Origin of the sequence: Flavobacterium sp. CAN_S2 (assembly GCF_015752255.1) — a bacterium.
Classification (GTDB): domain Bacteria; phylum Bacteroidota; class Bacteroidia; order Flavobacteriales; family Flavobacteriaceae; genus Flavobacterium.
In genome coordinates this window covers 791,543-810,759 of the sequence record NZ_JADOVA010000001.1, presented here as the reverse complement: position 1 = coordinate 810,759, position 19,217 = coordinate 791,543, and the positions used below count along the sequence as shown (strand labels likewise).

Here is a 19,217-nt window from a genome sequence, read left to right as displayed (position 1 = left end):
TACCTAACTAAAATGCCGCAATATAATATGTCAAATCGTTTTGTCTTATTACCCCTAATTATTCTACTTTTTTCCAATTGTTCCAAAGAAAATTCAGAGAATAAAGACGCTTTGTTTTCCAAATTAGATGCTTCCCAAACTGGAATTGATTTTATCAATGAAGTGAAAAATGGTGCGGATATGAATATATTCAAGTATCGAAATTTTTACAATGGTGGTGGTGTAGCTATTGGAGACATTAATAATGATGGTCTTTCGGATGTTTATTTTACTTCTAATCTCGGAACCAACAAACTCTACTTAAATAAAGGGAATTTTAAATTTGAGGATATTTCTAAAAAAGCAGGTGTTCAAGGAACTAAAACTTGGTCAACTGGCGTAGTAATGGTTGATTTAAATGCGGATGGTTTACTCGATATTTATGTTTGTAATGCAGGAAATAGTTTGGGCGACCAACAAAAAAATGAGCTTTTCATCAATAATGGCAATAATACTTTTACTGAAAAAGCAGCTGAATACAATCTGGCTGATACAGGAATTACAACTCATGCAGCTTTCTTTGATTATGATAAAGATGGGGATTTAGATGTTTATATTCTGAACAACAGTTTTATTCCGGTAAGTAGTCTTAATTATTCCAATAAAAGAGATTTAAGAGATAAAGATTGGGATGTAGCCGAAATTCTTAAAGGTGGAGGTGATAAACTATTGCGTAACGATAACGGAAAATTTGTAGATGTAAGTGAAAAATCAGGTATTTATGGTAGTCTGATAGGCTTTGGTCTTGGAGTTACCGTGGGAGATGTAAACGGGGATTTATATCCGGATATTTACATTTCGAATGATTTTTATGAAAGAGATTATTTGTACATAAATAATAAAAACGGAACCTTTACCGAACAAATTCAGGGATGGACATCACATATTAGTCAATCTTCAATGGGAGCTGATATGGCCGATGTTAATAATGACGGGAAAGCCGATATTTTTGTAACAGATATGTTACCGGAACCGGACGAACGCTTAAAAACGACTACAAATTTTGAAAATTATGATTTATTTACCCGAAAAGTAAATCTGGATTTTTATACACAATATATGCAGAATACGCTGCAAATAAATAATGGCAATAATCAATTTCTTGAAATAGCGAATCATGCCGGCGTTGCTAAAACTGACTGGAGTTGGGGTGCTTTATTATTTGATATGGATAATGATGGTTACAAAGATATCTACGTTTGTAATGGTATTTATAACGATTTAACCAATCAGGATTTTGTTGATTTTTTCGCCAATGAATTTATGCAGAAAATGGTTGTTACTGGTAAAAAAGAAGAAATTCAAACCATTATAAGTAAAATGCCAAGTACACCAATACCTAATTACGCCTTCAAGAATAATAAAAATCTGACCTTTAGTAATGAGGCCATGAAGTGGGGATTAGATACTCCAAGTTTTTCTAATGGAGCAGCTTATGGCGATTTAGATAATGACGGGGATTTAGATTTGATTGTCAATAATGTCAACATGGAATCGTTTATCTATCGCAATAACTCGCAAAAAAACAAGAACAATCATTATATAAAAGTAAAGTTGAAAGGCGAAGGGCAAAATAAGTTTGCTGTTGGAAGTGTTGTCGAATTATTCTCTGGTAAAGAAATTTTGAGACAAGAATTAATTCCTTCCAGAGGTTTTCAATCATCAATTGATTATGTAATGACTTTTGGAATTGGAACTAAAAAAATTGATTCATTACAAGTGATTTGGCCAAATGGTAAATTTCAAACGATTAAAAAAATAGCTAATAATAGCACTTTAAATTTGGATATTACCAATGCAAAAGTAGATTACGTTCCGAAAACTGTCAAGTCAAAAACATTGTTTGCTGAAAAGGGAACAACTTTTTTAGCACACAAAGAAAATAATTATGTCGATTTTGATCATGAAGGTTTAATCTCCAAAATGCTTTCTCAAGAAGGACCTTCACTCGCAGTTGGTGATTTAAATGGTGATGGGAATGAGGATGTTTTTATTGGTGGAGCCAAAGGACAATCCGGTAAAATATATTTGAATAAAGGAAATGGAAATTATGCAGTTACTGACCAAAAAGACTTGGATGCAGATAGTGCTTTTGAAGATACCGCTGCCAGTTTTTTTGATGCTGATAATGATGGAGATATAGATTTATTGGTAGGTTCTGGTGGAAACGAAAAAGCGGATCAGGCTAATTATAAAAACCGTCTGTATTTGAATAATGGAAAAGGAGTTTTTGTAAAAAGCAAAACCAATATGCCAACAACCAATAACAACGTCTCGGTAATAGCACCAAATGACTTTGATAATGATGGCGATATCGACGTATTTATAGGAAGCCGAAGCGTTCCGGGTGTTTATGGAATTGATCCTAAACATTTGTTATTGGAAAATGACGGCAAAGGAAAATTTACTAACGTAACGGATAAAAAAGCATTCAAAATTAACTCGGTTGGAATGATAACTGATGCAATTTGGGAGGATATTGATAACGATTCCAAAAAAGATTTGATATTAGTGGGAGATTGGACAGCGCCTATGATTTTCAAAAATAATGGACGCCGATTAGTAGAATTTAAATCGAATCTTTCGGGTTATCTAGGTTTTTGGAATGCTGTAAGTTGTGTTGACTTGAACAATGACGGCAAAAAAGATTTGATTCTGGGAAATAAAGGAACAAATACGAACTACAAAGCAACGAGTGCAAATCCAATGAAATTGTTTACCAATGATTTTGATAATAATGGAACTATTGAACAAATTGCAACCCGTTCTATTGAAGGCAAAGATTTACCAATAAATCTAAAACAAGAATTGGCCAAGCAAATCCCTTCCATTAAGAAGAAAAATTTGAGTTATGCGGATTATTCTAAGAAAACATTTCAGGAATTATTTGCTAAAGAAGTAGTCGATAATTCAATCCAGAAGACAGTAAATATTCAAGAAAGTGTTATTGCAATCAACAAAGGAAATGGCAAGTTTGAAATAAAAGCACTTCCAAAAGAAGTTCAGTTTTCATGTGTGAATACCATTACTACAATGGATGTTAATAATGATGGAATTTTGGATTTAATATTGGGCGGAAATCAATACGAATTCAAACCACAATTCTCCCGACTGGATGCTAATTACGGCAGTGTACTTTTAGGAAGTAAAAACGGAACTTTTTCATGGTTGCCTTATAATCAATCCGGTTTCTTCATAAAAGGGGAAGTAAAACAGGTGAAAATAGTAAAAGATAAAAACAAAACAGTTTCAATTATAGCTGTTGTAAATGATAATACTCCAAAAATATTTAGACGTAATGAATAATTTTTTCAGAATAGGACTGGCTTCATTGCTGTTTATGGGTTGTTCCAAAAAGGAAGGACAATTGTTTGAAAAATTGTCTTCTGACGAAAGCAATATCACTTTCAATAACGAATTAGTTGAGTCCAAAAATATCTCTATTTTAGATTATCTCTATTATTATAATGGCGGAGGAGTAGCTCTTGGTGACATCAATAATGATGGTTTGGTAGATATTTATTTTACTTCCAATCAAGGAAAAAATAAATTATACTTAAATAAAGGGAAAAATAAATTTGAGGATATTTCAGCAAAAGCTGGAGTTGAAAGTCAAAGTGATTGGAACGCGGGAACCGTTATGGCTGATGTAAATGGAGATGGATATCTTGATATTTATGTTTGTGCGGTAGTTGGGATTAATGGTTTTGAAGGTCAAAATGAGTTGTTTATCAATAATAAAGACAACACGTTTACCGAAAGCGCGGCTGAATACGGATTAGATTTAGATAATTACAGCTCTTCGGCAGCATTTTTTGATTATGATTTAGATGGAGATTTAGATATGTATTTATTGAATCACGCCGTACACTCGGAGTCATCTTTTGGAAATGCAGCTGTTCGAAATAAAAGAAGCTACGAATGTGGCGATAAATTATTCCGAAATGATGATGGAAAATTTGTAGATGTAAGTGAACAGGCAGGAATTTTTGGCGGTGCTAATGGCTATGGTTTGGGATTGGCAGTTTCTGATTTTAATTTAGATGGTTATCCGGATATTTATGTGGGGAATGATTTTCATGAAGATGATTATTACTATTTAAATAATGGTGACGGAACTTTTACTGAAAGTTTGAAACAGTATTTTGGTCACACCAGCCGTTTTTCAATGGGGGTTGATGTTGCAGATGTAAATCATGACGGTTTCCCCGATATTTTAAGTTTAGATATGTTGCCCGAAGATGAGAAAGTGTTGAAATCGTCTTTAGGGGATGATAATGTACAAATGTTGAAAATGAGAACCGAAAAACTAGGCTATCATTATCAATACTCCAGAAATACGTTGCAGTTAAATCAAGCAGGTGGCGGTTTCACTGAGACGGCTTTGCTGAGCGGTGTTGCGGCAACTGATTGGAGTTGGAGCACTTTATTTGGGGATTATGATCAAGATGGAGAGCAGGATATTTTTGTAAGTAACGGAATTCCAAAGCGTCCTAACGATTTAGATTACGTGAAATACTATTCAAACGATCAAATAAAAAGCAAAATCAGTACGACGAAGTTATTGGATAAAGAAGCGTTGAAGCGAATGCCAAAGGGAAATGTGACGAATTATGTTTTTCAAGGTGCAGCTGATTTACAGTTTAAGAACCGTTCAAGTGATTGGATAGAAAATGATTCTGTAATTTCAAATGGTAGTGGTTATGCAGATATTGATAATGATGGAGATCTAGATGTAATTACCAATAATACCAACGCAATTGCATCCCTTTATATTAATAAAACGGATACCAAATCAAACTATTTAAAATTAAAACTGCGATTTACTGGGAAAAATACTTTTGGGATAGGAGCCAAAGTAATTTCTTATTCTAAAGGAAAAAAACAATTTAAGGAACTGCAAACCACTAGAGGATTTCAGTCATCATCAGAACCAATAATTCATTTTGGTTATGGAAAAACAAATAAAATAGATTCGTTAGTGGTGATTTGGCCAGATAAAACGTATCAAACAATAAAGAATGTTAAAACGTGTCAAACGCTTACCATAAAAGCCAATCAGAACAGAAAAGCTTTTGATTATAAAAAATTACATCCTGCAGTTTTGCCAATTTTCAAAAAGGTAGAAACCGGATTGGGAATCGATTTTATGCATCAGGAAAACGATTTTATAGATATTTTATCACAAAAACTGATTCCATACCAACGTTCTGATCGTGGCTCTGCAACTACAGTTGGGGATTTGAATGGCGATGGAATGGACGATATTTTCTTTGGTGGTTCCAAAGGTAAAAAAGCAGCGATTTATTTTCAAAATGCTACCGGGTTTTCTAAAAAAGGATTTTCTGCAATCGAAAAAGATTCTGTTTTTGAAGATGCTTCAGTTGTAATTGGTGATTTCAATAATGATAAAACTAATGATTTGTTTGTTGCTTCTGGTGGTGGTGAAAACGCATCTAATTTGCAAGACCGCTTGTATTTAAATAAAGACAATCAATTTCTAAATACGGTTTTGCCTAAGCTAACTCAAAATGCATCGGTTGTAAAGGCTTTTGATTATGATAAAGACGGAGATTTAGATATTTTTGTAGGTAATAATTCAGTCAATAACAGATTTGGAAGCATGCCGGATTGTTATTTATTAAACAACAATAAAGGAGTATTTACTGTTGTTCAAAATAAAACTTTTGAGAAAATAGGAATGGTTACCGATGCTGTTTTTACTGATTTCAACAAAGACGGTAAAATAGATTTAATTGTAGTGGGTGAATGGATGAAACCTACATTTTTTGCAAATAAAAACGGGAAGTTTACAGATGTTACCGCAACTATTTTTCCAGAAAAAAGCAATGGATTGTGGCAGTCAGTACTTTCGTTTGACATTGATCAGGATGGCGATGAAGATTATTTGGTAGGAAACTGGGGAATGAATTCTAAATTTAAAGCTTCACAGGATTTTCCGATGAAAATGTATTACGATGATTTTGATACTAACGGTTCTTTTGAAACCATTGTTGCAATTGAAAAAAATGCAAAATATTATACTACATTAGGGCTGGACGAATTAGCCGAGCAATTCAGCGGAATGCTAAAAAAGAAATTCAACAGTTATAAATCATTCGCAGGGAAAACACTTGAAGAAGTTTTTGATCCAAAAATGCTGGAGAAAGGAAAGTTATTCGAAGTTCATAATTTGAAATCCGGTTACTTAAGAAACGATAAAGGGAAATTTACTTTTGTTCCTTTTTCTAATAAAATGCAAGTGGCACCCATCACTAGTTTTCTGAAATTTAATTTTGATTCAGATGCGAAAGAAGAGGTTTTTGCGGCAGGAAATTACTTTGGAGTTTCTCCGTATCACAGCAGGTTTGATGGATTTTCAGGAGCCTTAATCAAAAATGAAAAAACCATATTTTTAGGTAATCAAATAGGAATCAACTTGACTCAAAAGGCAGTTAGACATTTGGATATAATAAATTTCAATGGAAAGAAATATATGTTGATTACCATCAATAATAAAAAGGCAGAATTGTATGAATTGCCTTCGGCTAAAAAATAAATTAATGACAAACTCAATAATTAAATCTAATAAGATGAATTCTAAAATATACCTTTTAGGACTTATAATGCTTTTTTTAACTTCATGTAAAAAAGATACTCCTATTAAAGTGACAACAGATGATTATTGTGCAGCAGTTGATACTGTAACAGGAATTATGGTCCATGATATATTTTCGCCTCCGGTTGCCAGCAGAATTTATGTTTATCCTAATGTTGCTGCTTATGAAATTATGGCTCAAAACAGCACTAAATATGAGAGTTTGCAAGGACAGCTAAAAGGATTAGATTCTATTCCTAAACTAGACCCGAAAAGTGGCGTAAATAAAAATTTAGCAGCGCTTATTGCCCATATTGAAGTAAGCAAACAATTGATTTTTTCTGAAGAAGCATTAGAAAAATATCGAGATAGTTTGTATAAAAAATGGGGTTCTGAAAACCAAAAAGAATTTGATGTGTCTAAGGAATATGCCTTAAAAGTGGTAGACAGAATCAAAATGTGGATGGGGAAAGATAATTACAAAGAAACGCGAACTTCTTCTAAATTTTCAGTGTATGCAGATCAACCGGGAAGGTGGCAGCCAACTCCGCCATCTTACATGGATGGCGTGGAACCCCATTGGGGAGAAATAAGAACTTTAGTTATGGATTCGGCATCTCAGTTTAAGCCTATTCCAGCTCATCCATTCTCAACTGATAAAAATTCTGCATTTTACAAAGAAGCAAAAGAAACGTATGATGTGGGTAATTTGATTTCTGAAAAATTAATCGAAGTAGAAAAAAACCAAAGCAAACCAATTCCTGAAGAATCAGCTATTGCTTCCTTTTGGGATTGTAATCCCTATGCTACAGTCATACAAGGACACATGATGTTTGCAAAGAAGAAAAATACACCTGATGCGCATTGGATTAACATTACTAAAATTGCTTTAAAAAAATCGAAATCAGATTTTGAAACTACTGTTTTTGCTTACACTATAACATCAATTGGAATTTTTGAAAGTTTCATTAGTTGCTGGGAAGAAAAATATAGAAGTAATGTTGTGCGTCCTGAAACGTATATAAATCAAAACATAGATGAAAACTGGAGACCACAATTACAAACGCCTCCTTTTCCGGAATATGTAAGTGGACATTCTGTTGTTTCTTCATGTTCGGCAATTATTTTAACCTCTATTTTTGGGGATAATTTTAGTTATATTGATGATTCAGAAGTTCCTTTTGGTTTGCCTAAAAGATCTTTTAAATCATTTAAACAAGCTGCCGCAGAGGCGTCAATTAGCCGGCTTTATGGTGGTATTCATTACAGAGCCGCTATTGAAAATGGTATTGTACAAGGCAACAATATTGGAGGTTATGTTAATAATAAATTAAAGATGATTAAAAAATAATGACAGTCAGAAAGAAAATTATAATAGCTTGTAGTGCTTTTTTATCCTTGTTTTTAATTTGGTATTTATTCATAAAGAAGACTGATTACAGTATTTCGTTCAAAGTAAATGCAGCTACAGGAACTGTTTTTCAAGGAATTCAGGAGTGGTCAAATGCTCAGGATTTAAAGGATTCTGAAAAGTATGTGATTTTAGAAAAAAGAAATTTTGACTTTATTAAACAAGAAATGACCAAAAAAGAGGTTCAAATGCACTATACTTGGGACATTACTTCTATCAATGATTCGGTTACAAAAGTGAATGTTGGTATCAAGGATTTGAATCATAGTTGGTACAATAAAGTAACGGCACCTTTCTTTAATACTGAATTCAAGCAAGAACAAATCAAAAAAATAACTGATTTTAAGAAAGGTTTGAGCGAACACTTGAAAAATTTTAAAGTCAGAATTGATGGAGAAGGTGAGTCAGAAGAAACATTTGTGGCTTATATTAATTTGAAAAGTGTTTTACAGGAAAAAGCACGATATATGATTGCTAATGATGCTCTTATTACTGGTTTTCTCTTCGAAAATCAAATAAAAATAATAGGAAGGCCCTACTTAGAAATTTTAAAATGGGATCTTGATAAAGAGACAATAGATTTTAATTATTGTTTTCCAGTTGAAAAACCTACAAACAACATTCTAAATGATGTTGTTAAATTCAAAACCCTACCAGTTGTTAAAGGATTGAAAGCTACTTATTACGGCAATTTCAGAACTTCGGACAGAGCTTGGTTTGCCTTGATGGATTATGCAAAAAAGCACAATCTTAAATTGGAAAATAAAGTACTGGAACATTTCCTATCAAATCCTTTCAATGGGGGGGAAGAGCTGCAATGGGAAACTAAAATAATTATTCCATTTGCTTCTAAATAAAGAGCAGATTATTTATGTAATTTAAATTTATCGAAAACGTTTTCGGGTCTTCCGAAAACGTTTTTGTTTTTATTCTGTTTTTAATTGGCAATTTTAAAATTAATTTTAGAAAAAATTAACAAATTAACCACGTAGAATGAATTTAAAAGTAAAATTGAGCTTTTGGCAGATAATTAATATGAATGTTGGTTTTTTTGGAATACAGTACAGTTTTGGTTTACAACAAAGTGCCGTAAATCCTATTTATGATTTTTTACATGCAAGTCCAGATCAAATTCCTATACTGAATCTTGCGGGACCTTTAACCGGCTTATTGATTCAGCCTATTATTGGTGCGATGAGTGATAAAACGTGGCATCCAAGATGGGGAAGACGGAAACCCTACTTTTTTATTGGAGCCATAATTTGTAGTATCGCTTTATTTCTATTCCCATTTAGCAGTTCTTTATGGATGGCCGCTGGTTTACTTTGGATTTTAGATATTGGAAACAATACTGCTATGGAGCCGTATCGCGCTTTTATTGCGGATACATTAGACGAAGAGCAGCAACCAACAGGTTTTCAGGCACAGAGTTTCTTTACAGGTTTCGGGCAATTTCTCGCTTATATTTCTCTTTTTCTGTTTCCAATTGTTTTTGTAGGATACACCGGATCGTTGCCTACTTGGATTTATGCTTCTTTCTTTTTAGGAGCGGTCCTTTCCGTAACTTCCATTTGGTGGAGTATGAGTAAAACAAAAGAAATCCCACCAACGGCAGAAGAAATAGCCATTTTAAAAGCAGAACCATTAAAGATTTTTTCACCTTTTATCGATATTTATCAAGCTGTTTTAGAAATGCCAACAGTGATGTGGCAACTGTTTCTGGTGTACCTTTTTCAGTGGTATGCCATGATGTGCTATTGGCAAAACAATTCCAAAAGTATTGCTTTGTCCGTATGGAATGTAACTCCAAAGAATGTAATGGGCTACGAAAAAGCGGTAGAATGGAATGGTTTAATCGGCGCTTTTGGGTTTATAGTTACATTTTCAGTAGCTTTTTATCTGGCAAAATTAGCCAAAAAACACGGTGCTAAAATGATTCATTTTGGGTGCCTGTTATTAGGAGCCGTTTCTTTTTTGTGGTTTCCAATGGTACAAAATCAATATGTATTTTTTGCGGTAATTATTGGATATGGAATTGCTTGGGCAAGTATGATGGGTATTCCTTATTTGATGGTTGTTGCTGTAGTTCCTAAAGAAAGATACGGAGTTTATATGGGAATTATAAATATGATGATTGTTATCCCAATGATTATCCAAAACTTGTCGTTTGGTTACATTTTAAAAAACTTTTTAGATAACGATTCTCGTCAAGCAATTACTTTTGCCGGAGTTTTATTGCTAATTAGTGCTTTTTGTACCCTTTTGATTAAAACTAAAAAAGTTGCAACAGAATAATATGAAAAGTGATTTAAATTATACAAAAGCAATTGAGTTGCTTGATAAAGTATCTTCATCAGAAGGATTTCTGGCTAGTGCCCAAAACATTTCTAACTACAAAAGAGTCTGGGCTCGGGATGGTGTGATTTGTGGATTAGCGGCTTTGGCTTCGGGAGAAGAAAAATTAATCGAAACATTCCGTAAAACATTAGAAACGTTAGCTACTAACCAACATCAAAACGGGACTATTCCATCGAATGTAATGACACATGGAGATCAAGTTGAGGTTAGTTATGGCGGATTGGCAGGAAGAGTAGATGCGGTGACTTGGTTTGTAATCGGGATTTGTCAATATGCGTATTATACAAAAGACATCACCTTTGTGGCAAAATACGATGCTGAAATTGAAAAGTGTTTTGCGCTTTTGGAGGCTTGGGAATTTAACAATAAAGGGCTTTTATATGTTCCATTATCAGGAAATTGGGCGGATGAATACATCACTGATGGTTATGTATTGTATGATCAATTACTCCGAATTTGGGCTTTAAAAAGTTACAATCATTTTGCGCATGACGATTTGATCGCTGCAAAAATTGAAACAATAACAAGGCAATTAGAAATTAATTTTACACCAAATTCAGTTGGTGAGAAATACCACGAAAGAGCTTACAACGAATTGAATTTTCAAAAATACATGCCGTGTTCTTTTTCACCGGCGGGCTATAAAACACAGTTTGATGCTTTTGCAAATTCGCTCGCTTTGTATTTAAACATTGGTTCCGAAAGTTTTCAAAATACAATTTTAGAGTATTCAATTGCACTCAAAAACGAAATGAAATTGCAGCTGTTGCCTGCTTTTTGGCCACCAATAAAAGAAACTGACTTAGACTGGAATTTGCTTAAAAACAATTGCAAATATGAGTTTAGGAATTATCCAAATGAGTTTCATAACGGTGGAAGTTGGTCAATGGTCAATGGATTTTATGGATTGGCATTGCTTTCGAAAAGAAAAAACAAGGAAGCAAATGAGCTTTTAACAGCTATAAATGAAGTGAACGCGATTGAAGATTTCAGTTTCTACGAAAATTTCAATAGTGAAACTAAAGCTCCAAACGGAGTTCCTTTTTGTGCTTGGAGTGGTGCAGCAACGGTGCTTCTAAACCAAAGTTTACATACAAATTTTAAATTCTTAGTTTAATTGGAAAAGACAATAGACATAATATGTGCAGGCGAAGTTTTGATTGATTTTATTGGTCACGAAATGAATACGTCTATAAATAGAACCAAAGATTACCATCGCTTTTTGGGAGGTTCACCAACAAATGTTGCTGTAAATGCGACGCGTTTGGGTTTGAAATCAGTATTAGTAGCCACCTGTGGAGAAGATGGTTTGGGCGAATATATTGTTAGGAAGTTAAAGGCAAATCATGTGATTACGTCACAAATTAGAAAATCAGAAACTCATCCGACGTCTGTGATATTTGTTTCAAAATCGACTAGTACGCCAGATTTTATTCCGTACCGAGAAGCAGATTGTCAGATTGAGCAAAGTCAAATACCGAATGATTTACTGGAAAGTGCTAAAATTTTTCATACTACTTGTTTTGCTCTAAGCAAAAATCCTGCTCGGACAACTATTGTTGAAAGCGCCAAACGCGCGAAATCATTAGGATTGCAAACGAGTATTGATATTAATTTTTCGGAAAGAATTTGGCCTGATCGGGAAGAGGCGAAAGAGGTTTTGAGGGATTATTTATCAACAAATCCCTTGGTGAAATTAAGCGAAGATGATTGTTACCGCCTTTTTGCGGAAGCAAAAACCGAAGATTTTATTTTTGACTATTTTCATGGTTTAGGAGCTTCAACCATTTGCTTGACAAAAGGAAAAGACGGCGTGGTTTTGTCGAATGTTGATTATGGAATGTTTCATCAAAAGGCATTGCCTGTGGAAGATATCAAAGATACAACAGGAGCAGGAGACGCTTTTTGGACGGGTTTTTTATACGCACAATTATTGAATAAAAACTTTGAAGAAACGATAACTATTGCACAGAAACTGGCAGTATTGAAACTTCAGAATGTAGGCAGATTGCCAGAAGGAATAGATATTCAGGAATATTTAAATACCGATTTATAATTCAAAGTAAAATAATAATTCAACTCAAATAATAGGTAAAAAATGAAAAAAAGTACGGTTAAAATTGCCATGTATCTCAATTACTTTGTATTTGCGATTCTGCTAAACAGCGTAGGAATTGTGATATTAAAGGCGCAAAAAAATTATGGTGTAGATGAATTGCAAGCTAGTGTTTTGGAGGCTTTCAAAGATTTACCCATTGCCATAGTTTCGTTTTTGATCGCTTCTTTTTTACCTAGAATAGGATATAAAAGAGCCATGCTTATTGGTTTAGCTCTGGTTTCTGTAGCTTGTATTAGTATGTATTTTGGTAATTCTTTTGGAACGGCAAAATTGCTTTTTGCTACCGTTGGTGTTTCTTTTGCGTTGATAAAAGTATCTGTGTATTCACTTATTGGAACCATAACCGAAAATCAGCAGGAACACAATAGTTTGATGAGTAGCATTGAAGGCGTATTTATGATAGGAATTGCATTAGCGTATTTCCTGTTTCCCGCTTTTAATTCAGATGCGAATCCAGATGCTTGGTTGAATGTATATTGGTTACTGGCTGCGATTTCGTTAGTCTCTTTTAGTTTTTTATTTTTTACTAAATTCGAAAATCAAACGGATATTCCTGGCGTAGATTTAGTTGATGACTTTAAACAAATGTTCAAATTATTTGCAAAACTATTAACCATAGTTTTTGTAATCAGTGCATTCTTGTTTGTAATGATTGAACAGGGAATCATGTCTTGGCTGCCAACTTTTAATAGTAAAGTGTTACATCTTCCGGAGAATATAAGCATTATGATGGCAAGTATTTTGGCTATTTCATTAGCTGTAGGAAGACTTGTAGCAGGTGTAATTACTAAAAGAGTCAATTGGATTTGGGTACTTAGTTTTTGTATCGTAGCAGCGATGCTTATTGTGATTTTTGTACTTCCTAAAACGGTTGGATTAGATGTCAAAGAAATCAATTCGCTTGGTGATATTCCTTTGATAGGATTTGCTTTTCCATTGGTAGGGCTTTTTATTGCGCCTATTTATCCTCTTTTAAATTCGGTGGTTTTAAGTGCTTTACCTAAAAAACTGCATAGTTCAATGACTGGTTTAATTGTAGTTTTCTCAGCACTTGGAGGTACTTTGGGCTCTAGGGTTATTGGTTATTTGTTTAAAAACGAAGGTCCGGAAAATGCATTTTATTATACTTTAATACCAATGTCGTTATTGCTTGTTTCTTTCTTTATTCTAAAAAAACTTACCGCTAAACAATGAAATTCCTACTCAACATAGATAAAGTATTCCAGGAACTATTGATTCAAGAGGATACTGACCAAGATAAAAAAATCACGAAAGATGATAATGGGCCTAAAAAATTTGTTTTGGTTGACGAAACTACTAAACAAGAAGAAGCAATTGTCGGCACGTATCATTTGTCTAATTTATTACAGGAATTAGCGCAGCTTAAGGAAACGAATTCAGCATTGGGCGAAGTGGATTTGAGTCGCATTCAAGAGAATCCAGTACAGCGAATTTCAAGAAAAATCAAAGAAGATTATTGGAACGAACTAACTCGTACCATTGATAAAAAAGGATTGACACAAATTATTGAAGATGAAAAAACCTCTAGTGATGTGGCAACGCTTTATGTTGCTGCCAAAGACAAACAGGGAGTTACTTATTTTCAAGCATTAGAACAAGAATTGCCAAATTTTAAAGTTGAAATTCTTCCTGAAAATTATTCGGTGGAATATGTGGAAACTTTAAATGAAAAACCGGGAATTCTGGCCTTGGCTTTGGAACAAAAAATATACAGTCTGCAAGGCGTTCCTTTTGTGGTTCCCGGTGGAAGATTTAATGAAATGTATGGTTGGGACAGCTATTTTATTGGTGTTGGATTGCTTATTGACGGACAAATAGACAAAGCAATTGCGATTGCTGAAAATTTTAAATATCAAATTATTCACTACGGAAAAATCCTAAATGCAAATAGAAGTTATTATTTGACACGAACCCAACCGCCTTTATATTCTTCTTTGATTATCGAAATTGCAAAAAAGAAAACGCCAAGTTTAGATTGGTTGAGATCTCATCTGGAAACGGTCATTTTGGAATATAACACCGTTTGGATGGTTCAAGGAAATCGATTGACACCAACAGGTTTAAATCGCTACAAAGCGGACGGAATTGGAATGCCATTTGAAGTGGAACCTGGACATTTTGATGATGTTTTAGAACCGTATGCTAAAAAATATAATTTACCTATTCGGGAGTTTGAAAAACAATATTTACAAAGAATGATTGTCGATGAGGAACTGGATATGTATTTTGTACATGACAGAAGCATGAGGGAAAGTGGGCATGACACCACCAACCGATTGATTAATACGTGTGCCAATTTGAATTCAGTAGATGTCAACAGTTTTCTTTATAAATACGAAAAAGACGTCGCTTATCTAATTAAAGCCTATTTCGGGAACGCTTGTCAAGTTGGCGATATCGTTTATACTTCCGAAGAATGGGAACAAAAAGCGCTTTTCCGTAAAGATAAAATGAATGAATTGTGTTGGAACGAGGAAGCAAGTATGTATTTCGATTATGATTTTGTGAACCATAAGCAGTTTCCGTTTGAAGCTGCAACAACATTTTTTCCTTTGTGGGCTGGGTTGTGTGATGAACATCAAGCTAAAAAATTAGTAGAGGTAGCGTTACCACAATTTGTGAAAACTGGAGGAATTACGGGAAGTACACAGGCGAGTATTGCTAATGCTCCAAAAGAAGCGCCGCAGCGACAATGGGATTATCCTTTTGGTTGGGCGCCGCATCAAATGTTGCTTTGGGAAGGATTAATCAACTACAATTATTTAGATAAAGCACAAGAAATGGTGTACCGATGGTTGTGGTTAATTACCAGAAATGCGGTGGATTATAATGGAACGATTCCGGAAAAATTTGATTTGGAAATCAGTTCCCATAAAGTTTTTGCCGAATATGGAAATGTAGGAACTGAATTTGATTACATCGCAAAGGAAGGTTTTGGCTGGGTGAATGCGTCGTATCAGTATGGATTACAAATTTTGAACGACGAATTGAAGCAGAAATTAGGAGAGTTGGTTTCTCCCGATGATATATTTTAGAGGTTAAAAAAATGTTTTTTGTTGTTTGAATGCATATTTTTTTTAACTTTATAATTCATTAAATGAATCAATTATGACAGTTAATCAAATTTTAAGCACTAAAGGAAAGGAAGTTTATTCCATACTTTCCACTAACACTGTATACGAAGCATTGACAGTGATGAGCGAAAAAAACATCGGAGCAATTCTTATCATTGAAGATACCGTTTTGAAAGGAGTTTTATCTGAAAGAGATTATGCTAGAAAAATTGTTTTGAAAGCAAAATCTTCAAAGAAAGCATTTGTTCATGAAATTATGGAGACAGATGTGGTTACGGTAAGTCCGTCCGATAATTTAGAATATTGCATGGAATTGATGAGTACCAAAAGAGTTCGTCATTTGCCTGTTTTAGAGAATGAAATTGTAATTGGAATCATCTCAATAAGTGATGTCGTAAAAGCCATTATCGAGATGCAAAAAGATACTATTCAACATTTAAATTCTTACATAACCCAATAAAAAGAATCAAAATAATGATACTTATAGAAAGCTGCAGTTATTGCAGCTTTTTTTTTGGAATCCAAGTAGGCTTGTTTTTATACAAAAGAATGGGGGAAAAGTCCTCTTTTTTTAAATCTAGACCCCTATCTTTGTACGCTAGAATAAAATCTAAAAACAATGGAAAAGAATAGCAAAAGAAGAGAAGCATTATTATACCACGCAAAGCCAACTCCTGGTAAAATTCAAGTAGTTCCCACTAAAAAATATGCAACACAAAGAGATTTGTCTTTGGCGTATTCTCCTGGTGTAGCTGAGCCGTGTTTAGAAATTGCAAAAGATGTAAACAACGTTTATAAATATACCGCTAAAGGAAATTTAGTTGCAGTAATCACTAATGGAACTGCAGTTTTAGGATTGGGAGACATAGGTCCGGAAGCATCAAAACCAGTAATGGAAGGTAAAGGATTATTGTTTAAAATTTTTGCTGATATTGATGTGTTTGATATCGAAATTGGAACTAAAGATATTGAAGAATTCATCCAGACGGTTAAAAATATAGCACCAACTTTTGGTGGTATAAACTTGGAGGATATTAAAGCTCCGGAATCTTTTGAAATTGAAAGAAGATTAGTCGAAGAGTTAAATATTCCTGTGATGCACGATGATCAGCATGGAACAGCCATTATATCATCTGCAGCATTGTTGAATGCTTTAGAATTAGCGGATAAAAAAGCAGAAGATGTAAAAATGGTCGTTTCGGGAGCAGGTTCTGCTGCTTTGGCTTGTGCCGATTTATATGTTTTATTAGGAGTGAAAATTGAGAATATTTTCATGTTTAATAGCAAAGGATTATTGACAAAAGACAATCCTAAATTATCAGAATTACAGTTAAAGTATGCAAAAGATATACCTTCTATGAATTTAGAAGAAGCATTAGTTGGTGCGGATATCTTTTTAGGCCTTTCCACAGGAGGAATTATGTCTCCACAAATGCTGCTTGGAATGGCTGATAATCCTATCGTTTTTGCAATGGCAAATCCTGATCCGGAAATAGATTATAATTTGGCAATTGCAACTCGTAAAGATGTTATTATGGCAACAGGACGTTCTGATTTTCCTAATCAGGTGAATAACGTTCTTGGATTTCCTTATATTTTTAGAGGAGCACTAGATGTTCGTGCTACCAAAATTAATGAAGCCATGAAGATGGCTGCTGTCAAAGCTTTGGCTTTATTGACTAAAGAGTCGGTTCCAGAACAAGTGAATGTTGCTTATGGAGCTACAAAATTAAATTTTGGTAGAGAATATATCATCCCAAAACCATTTGATCCAAGATTAATAACGATTGTTGCGCCTGCTGTTGCAAAAGCTGCAATGGATTCTGGTGTGGCATTGAATCCTATTACTGATTGGAAAAAGTACGAAGAAGAATTATTAGATCGCTTAGGGAATGATAATAAAATGGTTCGTCTGATTGCAAACAGAGCAAAAATGGATCCAAAAAGAATAGTTTTTGCTGAAGCAGATCATTTAGATGTTCTTAAAGCAGCTCAAATTGTATGGGAAGAAGGTATCGGTTTTCCAATTTTATTAGGGAACAAAGAAATTATTTTAGAATTAAAAGAAGAAATTGGTTTTGATGCAGATGTTCAAATCATAGATCCTAAAATTGACGAGGAAGAAGCTAGAAGAAATAAGTTTGCCAATACATACTGGTCATCAAGACAAAGACGAGGTATTTCGTTTTTGGATGCGCAGAAGTTAATGCGTGAAAGAAACTATTTTGCAGCAATGATGGTCAATGAAGGAGAAGCAGATGCACTGGTAACAGGGCATTCCAGAAGTTATCCTTCAGTGGTTAAACCAATGTTACAGCTTATTGACAAAGCGCCGGGAGCTTCTATTGTAGCTACTACTAACATGATGATGACGGCTCGTGGGCCAATGTTTTTATCGGATACCGCTATAAATATTAATCCATCAGCTGACGATTTAGCTAAAATTGCAATCATGACAGCTAAAACGGCCAAAATGTTTGGAGTAGAACCGGTTATAGCAATGATCTCATTTTCTAATTTTGGATCTTCAACAAGCGAAAGCGCAAACAAAGTAAGAGAAGCAGTTTCTTATTTGCATAAAAATCATCCTGATATGATTATTGATGGAGAAATTCAAGCGGATTTCGCCTTGAATCCAGAAATGTTGAAAGCTAAGTTTCCTTTTTCTAAACTAGCCGGTAAAAAAGTAAACACGTTGATTTTTCCAAATCTGGAATCAGCGAATATTACCTATAAACTGTTGAAAGAATTGAATAAAGTGGATTCTATTGGGCCTATCATGTTAGGAATGGGAAAACCAGTTCACATATTTCAATTAGGTGCCAGCGTTGAGGAAATGGTCAATATGGCGGCAATTGCTGTGATTGATGCTCAGGAAAAAGAAATGAAAAAAGTTAAACAAGTTTAATAGTCTGTAGACGAGAAGCATAGTTAAAATTTTAAATTTAATTTAATCGTATGCTAATTTTGTTATATTTGGAAATATATTAAGACTTCATGATAGCACATTTACAAGGTAAACTAGTAGAAAAATCACCAACACAAATAATTATTGATTGTGGAGGCGTTGGCTACCATGTTAATATTTCTTTACATACGTATTCTTTGCTTCCAAGTACAGATTTCATAAAAGTGTATACGCATCTTCAAATAAAGGAGGATGCGCATACACTTTTTGGTTTTATGGAAAAGTCAGAAAGAGAGATTTTCAGACTCTTATTGTCCGTTTCTGGAATAGGAGCTAGTATAGCTCGGACGATGCTTTCTTCATTAGATCCAAAACAAATTACCAATGCAATAGCATCTGCGGATGTAGTTACAATTCAGTCCATTAAAGGTATAGGAAGTAAAACAGCACAAAGAGTAATACTGGATTTGAAAGAAAAAGTATTAAAATTGTATGATTTAGACGAAGTTTCTATGTCACAAAGCAATACAAATCGAGATGAAGCGTTATCAGCTTTGGAAGTTTTAGGATTTGTACGAAAAACTTCTGAAAAAATCATAGAAAAAATTGTTAAAGAAGATCCGGATGCTTCTGTGGAAACAATTATCAAAAAAGCTTTAAAAAACCTTTAAAAGGTATTCAAGAAACAC

12 protein-coding genes are annotated in these 19,217 nt (G+C 34.0%); all 12 read left to right on the top strand.

What is annotated here, in order from left to right:
* Positions 1–27: 27 nt before the first annotated feature.
* The 12 genes from IWX80_RS03650 (at position 28) to ruvA (ending at position 19,199) form a co-directional block, all read left to right on the top strand.
* Complete coding sequence (locus tag IWX80_RS03650; protein ID WP_196852203.1) at positions 28–3,345, top strand: VCBS repeat-containing protein; 3,318 nt, start codon at positions 28–30, stop codon at positions 3,343–3,345.
* On the top strand, positions 3,338–6,598 hold the full coding sequence (locus IWX80_RS03645) for a VCBS repeat-containing protein (RefSeq protein ID WP_196852202.1): 3,261 nt from the start codon (positions 3,338–3,340) through the stop codon (positions 6,596–6,598). The genes IWX80_RS03650 and IWX80_RS03645 overlap by 8 nt, the downstream gene beginning before the upstream one ends.
* Before the next feature lie 4 nt (positions 6,599–6,602).
* Positions 6,603–7,988, top strand: a complete 1,386-nt coding sequence (locus tag IWX80_RS03640; RefSeq protein WP_442899819.1) for a vanadium-dependent haloperoxidase — start codon at positions 6,603–6,605, stop codon at positions 7,986–7,988.
* Positions 7,988–8,905, top strand: coding sequence for a hypothetical protein (locus tag IWX80_RS03635; protein WP_196852201.1), 918 nt, complete (start codon positions 7,988–7,990; stop codon positions 8,903–8,905). Before IWX80_RS03640 ends, IWX80_RS03635 begins: the two co-directional genes overlap by 1 nt.
* 136 nt (positions 8,906–9,041) lie before the next feature.
* Positions 9,042–10,343 carry an MFS transporter gene (locus IWX80_RS03630; RefSeq protein WP_196852200.1) on the top strand — a complete coding sequence of 434 codons (1,302 nt, stop codon included), beginning with the start codon at positions 9,042–9,044 and terminating at the stop codon, positions 10,341–10,343.
* 1 nt (position 10,344) lies between these two features.
* Positions 10,345–11,523: a glycoside hydrolase 100 family protein gene (locus IWX80_RS03625; RefSeq protein WP_196852199.1), complete on the top strand. Its 1,179-nt coding sequence runs from the start codon at positions 10,345–10,347 to the stop codon at positions 11,521–11,523.
* Complete coding sequence (locus IWX80_RS03620; RefSeq protein ID WP_196852198.1) at positions 11,524–12,462, top strand: carbohydrate kinase family protein; 939 nt, start codon at positions 11,524–11,526, stop codon at positions 12,460–12,462.
* 42 nt (positions 12,463–12,504) lie between these two features.
* Positions 12,505–13,719, top strand: a complete 1,215-nt coding sequence (locus IWX80_RS03615) for an MFS transporter (RefSeq protein ID WP_196852197.1) — start codon at positions 12,505–12,507, stop codon at positions 13,717–13,719.
* Positions 13,716–15,581, top strand: coding sequence for a trehalase family glycosidase (locus tag IWX80_RS03610; protein ID WP_196852196.1), 1,866 nt, complete (start codon positions 13,716–13,718; stop codon positions 15,579–15,581). Before IWX80_RS03615 ends, IWX80_RS03610 begins: the two co-directional genes overlap by 4 nt.
* A 73-nt stretch (positions 15,582–15,654) precedes the next feature.
* Positions 15,655–16,080, top strand: a complete 426-nt coding sequence (locus tag IWX80_RS03605; protein WP_196852195.1) for a CBS domain-containing protein — start codon at positions 15,655–15,657, stop codon at positions 16,078–16,080.
* A 159-nt stretch (positions 16,081–16,239) separates the two neighbouring features.
* Complete coding sequence (locus tag IWX80_RS03600; protein ID WP_113634013.1) at positions 16,240–18,528, top strand: NADP-dependent malic enzyme; 2,289 nt, start codon at positions 16,240–16,242, stop codon at positions 18,526–18,528.
* Positions 18,529–18,617: 89 nt separating this feature from the next.
* A complete protein-coding gene (gene ruvA, locus IWX80_RS03595) occupies positions 18,618–19,199 on the top strand; it encodes a Holliday junction branch migration protein RuvA (protein ID WP_113634012.1) in 582 nt (193 codons plus the stop codon).
* Positions 19,200–19,217 lie beyond the last annotated feature (18 nt).

Excerpts from the sequence above, each read along its gene's own strand:
- IWX80_RS03615 (WP_196852197.1), top strand. The coding sequence starts at position 12,505 with ATGAAAAAAAGTACGGTTAAAATTGCCATGTATCTCAATTACTTTGTA.
- IWX80_RS03610 (WP_196852196.1), top strand. The coding sequence starts at position 13,716 with ATGAAATTCCTACTCAACATAGATAAAGTATTCCAGGAACTATTGATT.
- IWX80_RS03650 (WP_196852203.1), top strand. The coding sequence starts at position 28 with ATGTCAAATCGTTTTGTCTTATTACCCCTAATTATTCTACTTTTTTCC.
- IWX80_RS03645 (WP_196852202.1), top strand. The coding sequence starts at position 3,338 with ATGAATAATTTTTTCAGAATAGGACTGGCTTCATTGCTGTTTATGGGT.
- IWX80_RS03605 (WP_196852195.1), top strand. The coding sequence starts at position 15,655 with ATGACAGTTAATCAAATTTTAAGCACTAAAGGAAAGGAAGTTTATTCC.
- IWX80_RS03600 (WP_113634013.1), top strand. The coding sequence starts at position 16,240 with ATGGAAAAGAATAGCAAAAGAAGAGAAGCATTATTATACCACGCAAAG.
- IWX80_RS03635 (WP_196852201.1), top strand. The coding sequence starts at position 7,988 with ATGACAGTCAGAAAGAAAATTATAATAGCTTGTAGTGCTTTTTTATCC.
- IWX80_RS03630 (WP_196852200.1), top strand. The coding sequence starts at position 9,042 with ATGAATTTAAAAGTAAAATTGAGCTTTTGGCAGATAATTAATATGAAT.
- ruvA (WP_113634012.1), top strand. The coding sequence starts at position 18,618 with ATGATAGCACATTTACAAGGTAAACTAGTAGAAAAATCACCAACACAA.
- IWX80_RS03625 (WP_196852199.1), top strand. The coding sequence starts at position 10,345 with ATGAAAAGTGATTTAAATTATACAAAAGCAATTGAGTTGCTTGATAAA.
- IWX80_RS03640 (WP_442899819.1), top strand. The coding sequence starts at position 6,603 with ATGACAAACTCAATAATTAAATCTAATAAGATGAATTCTAAAATATAC.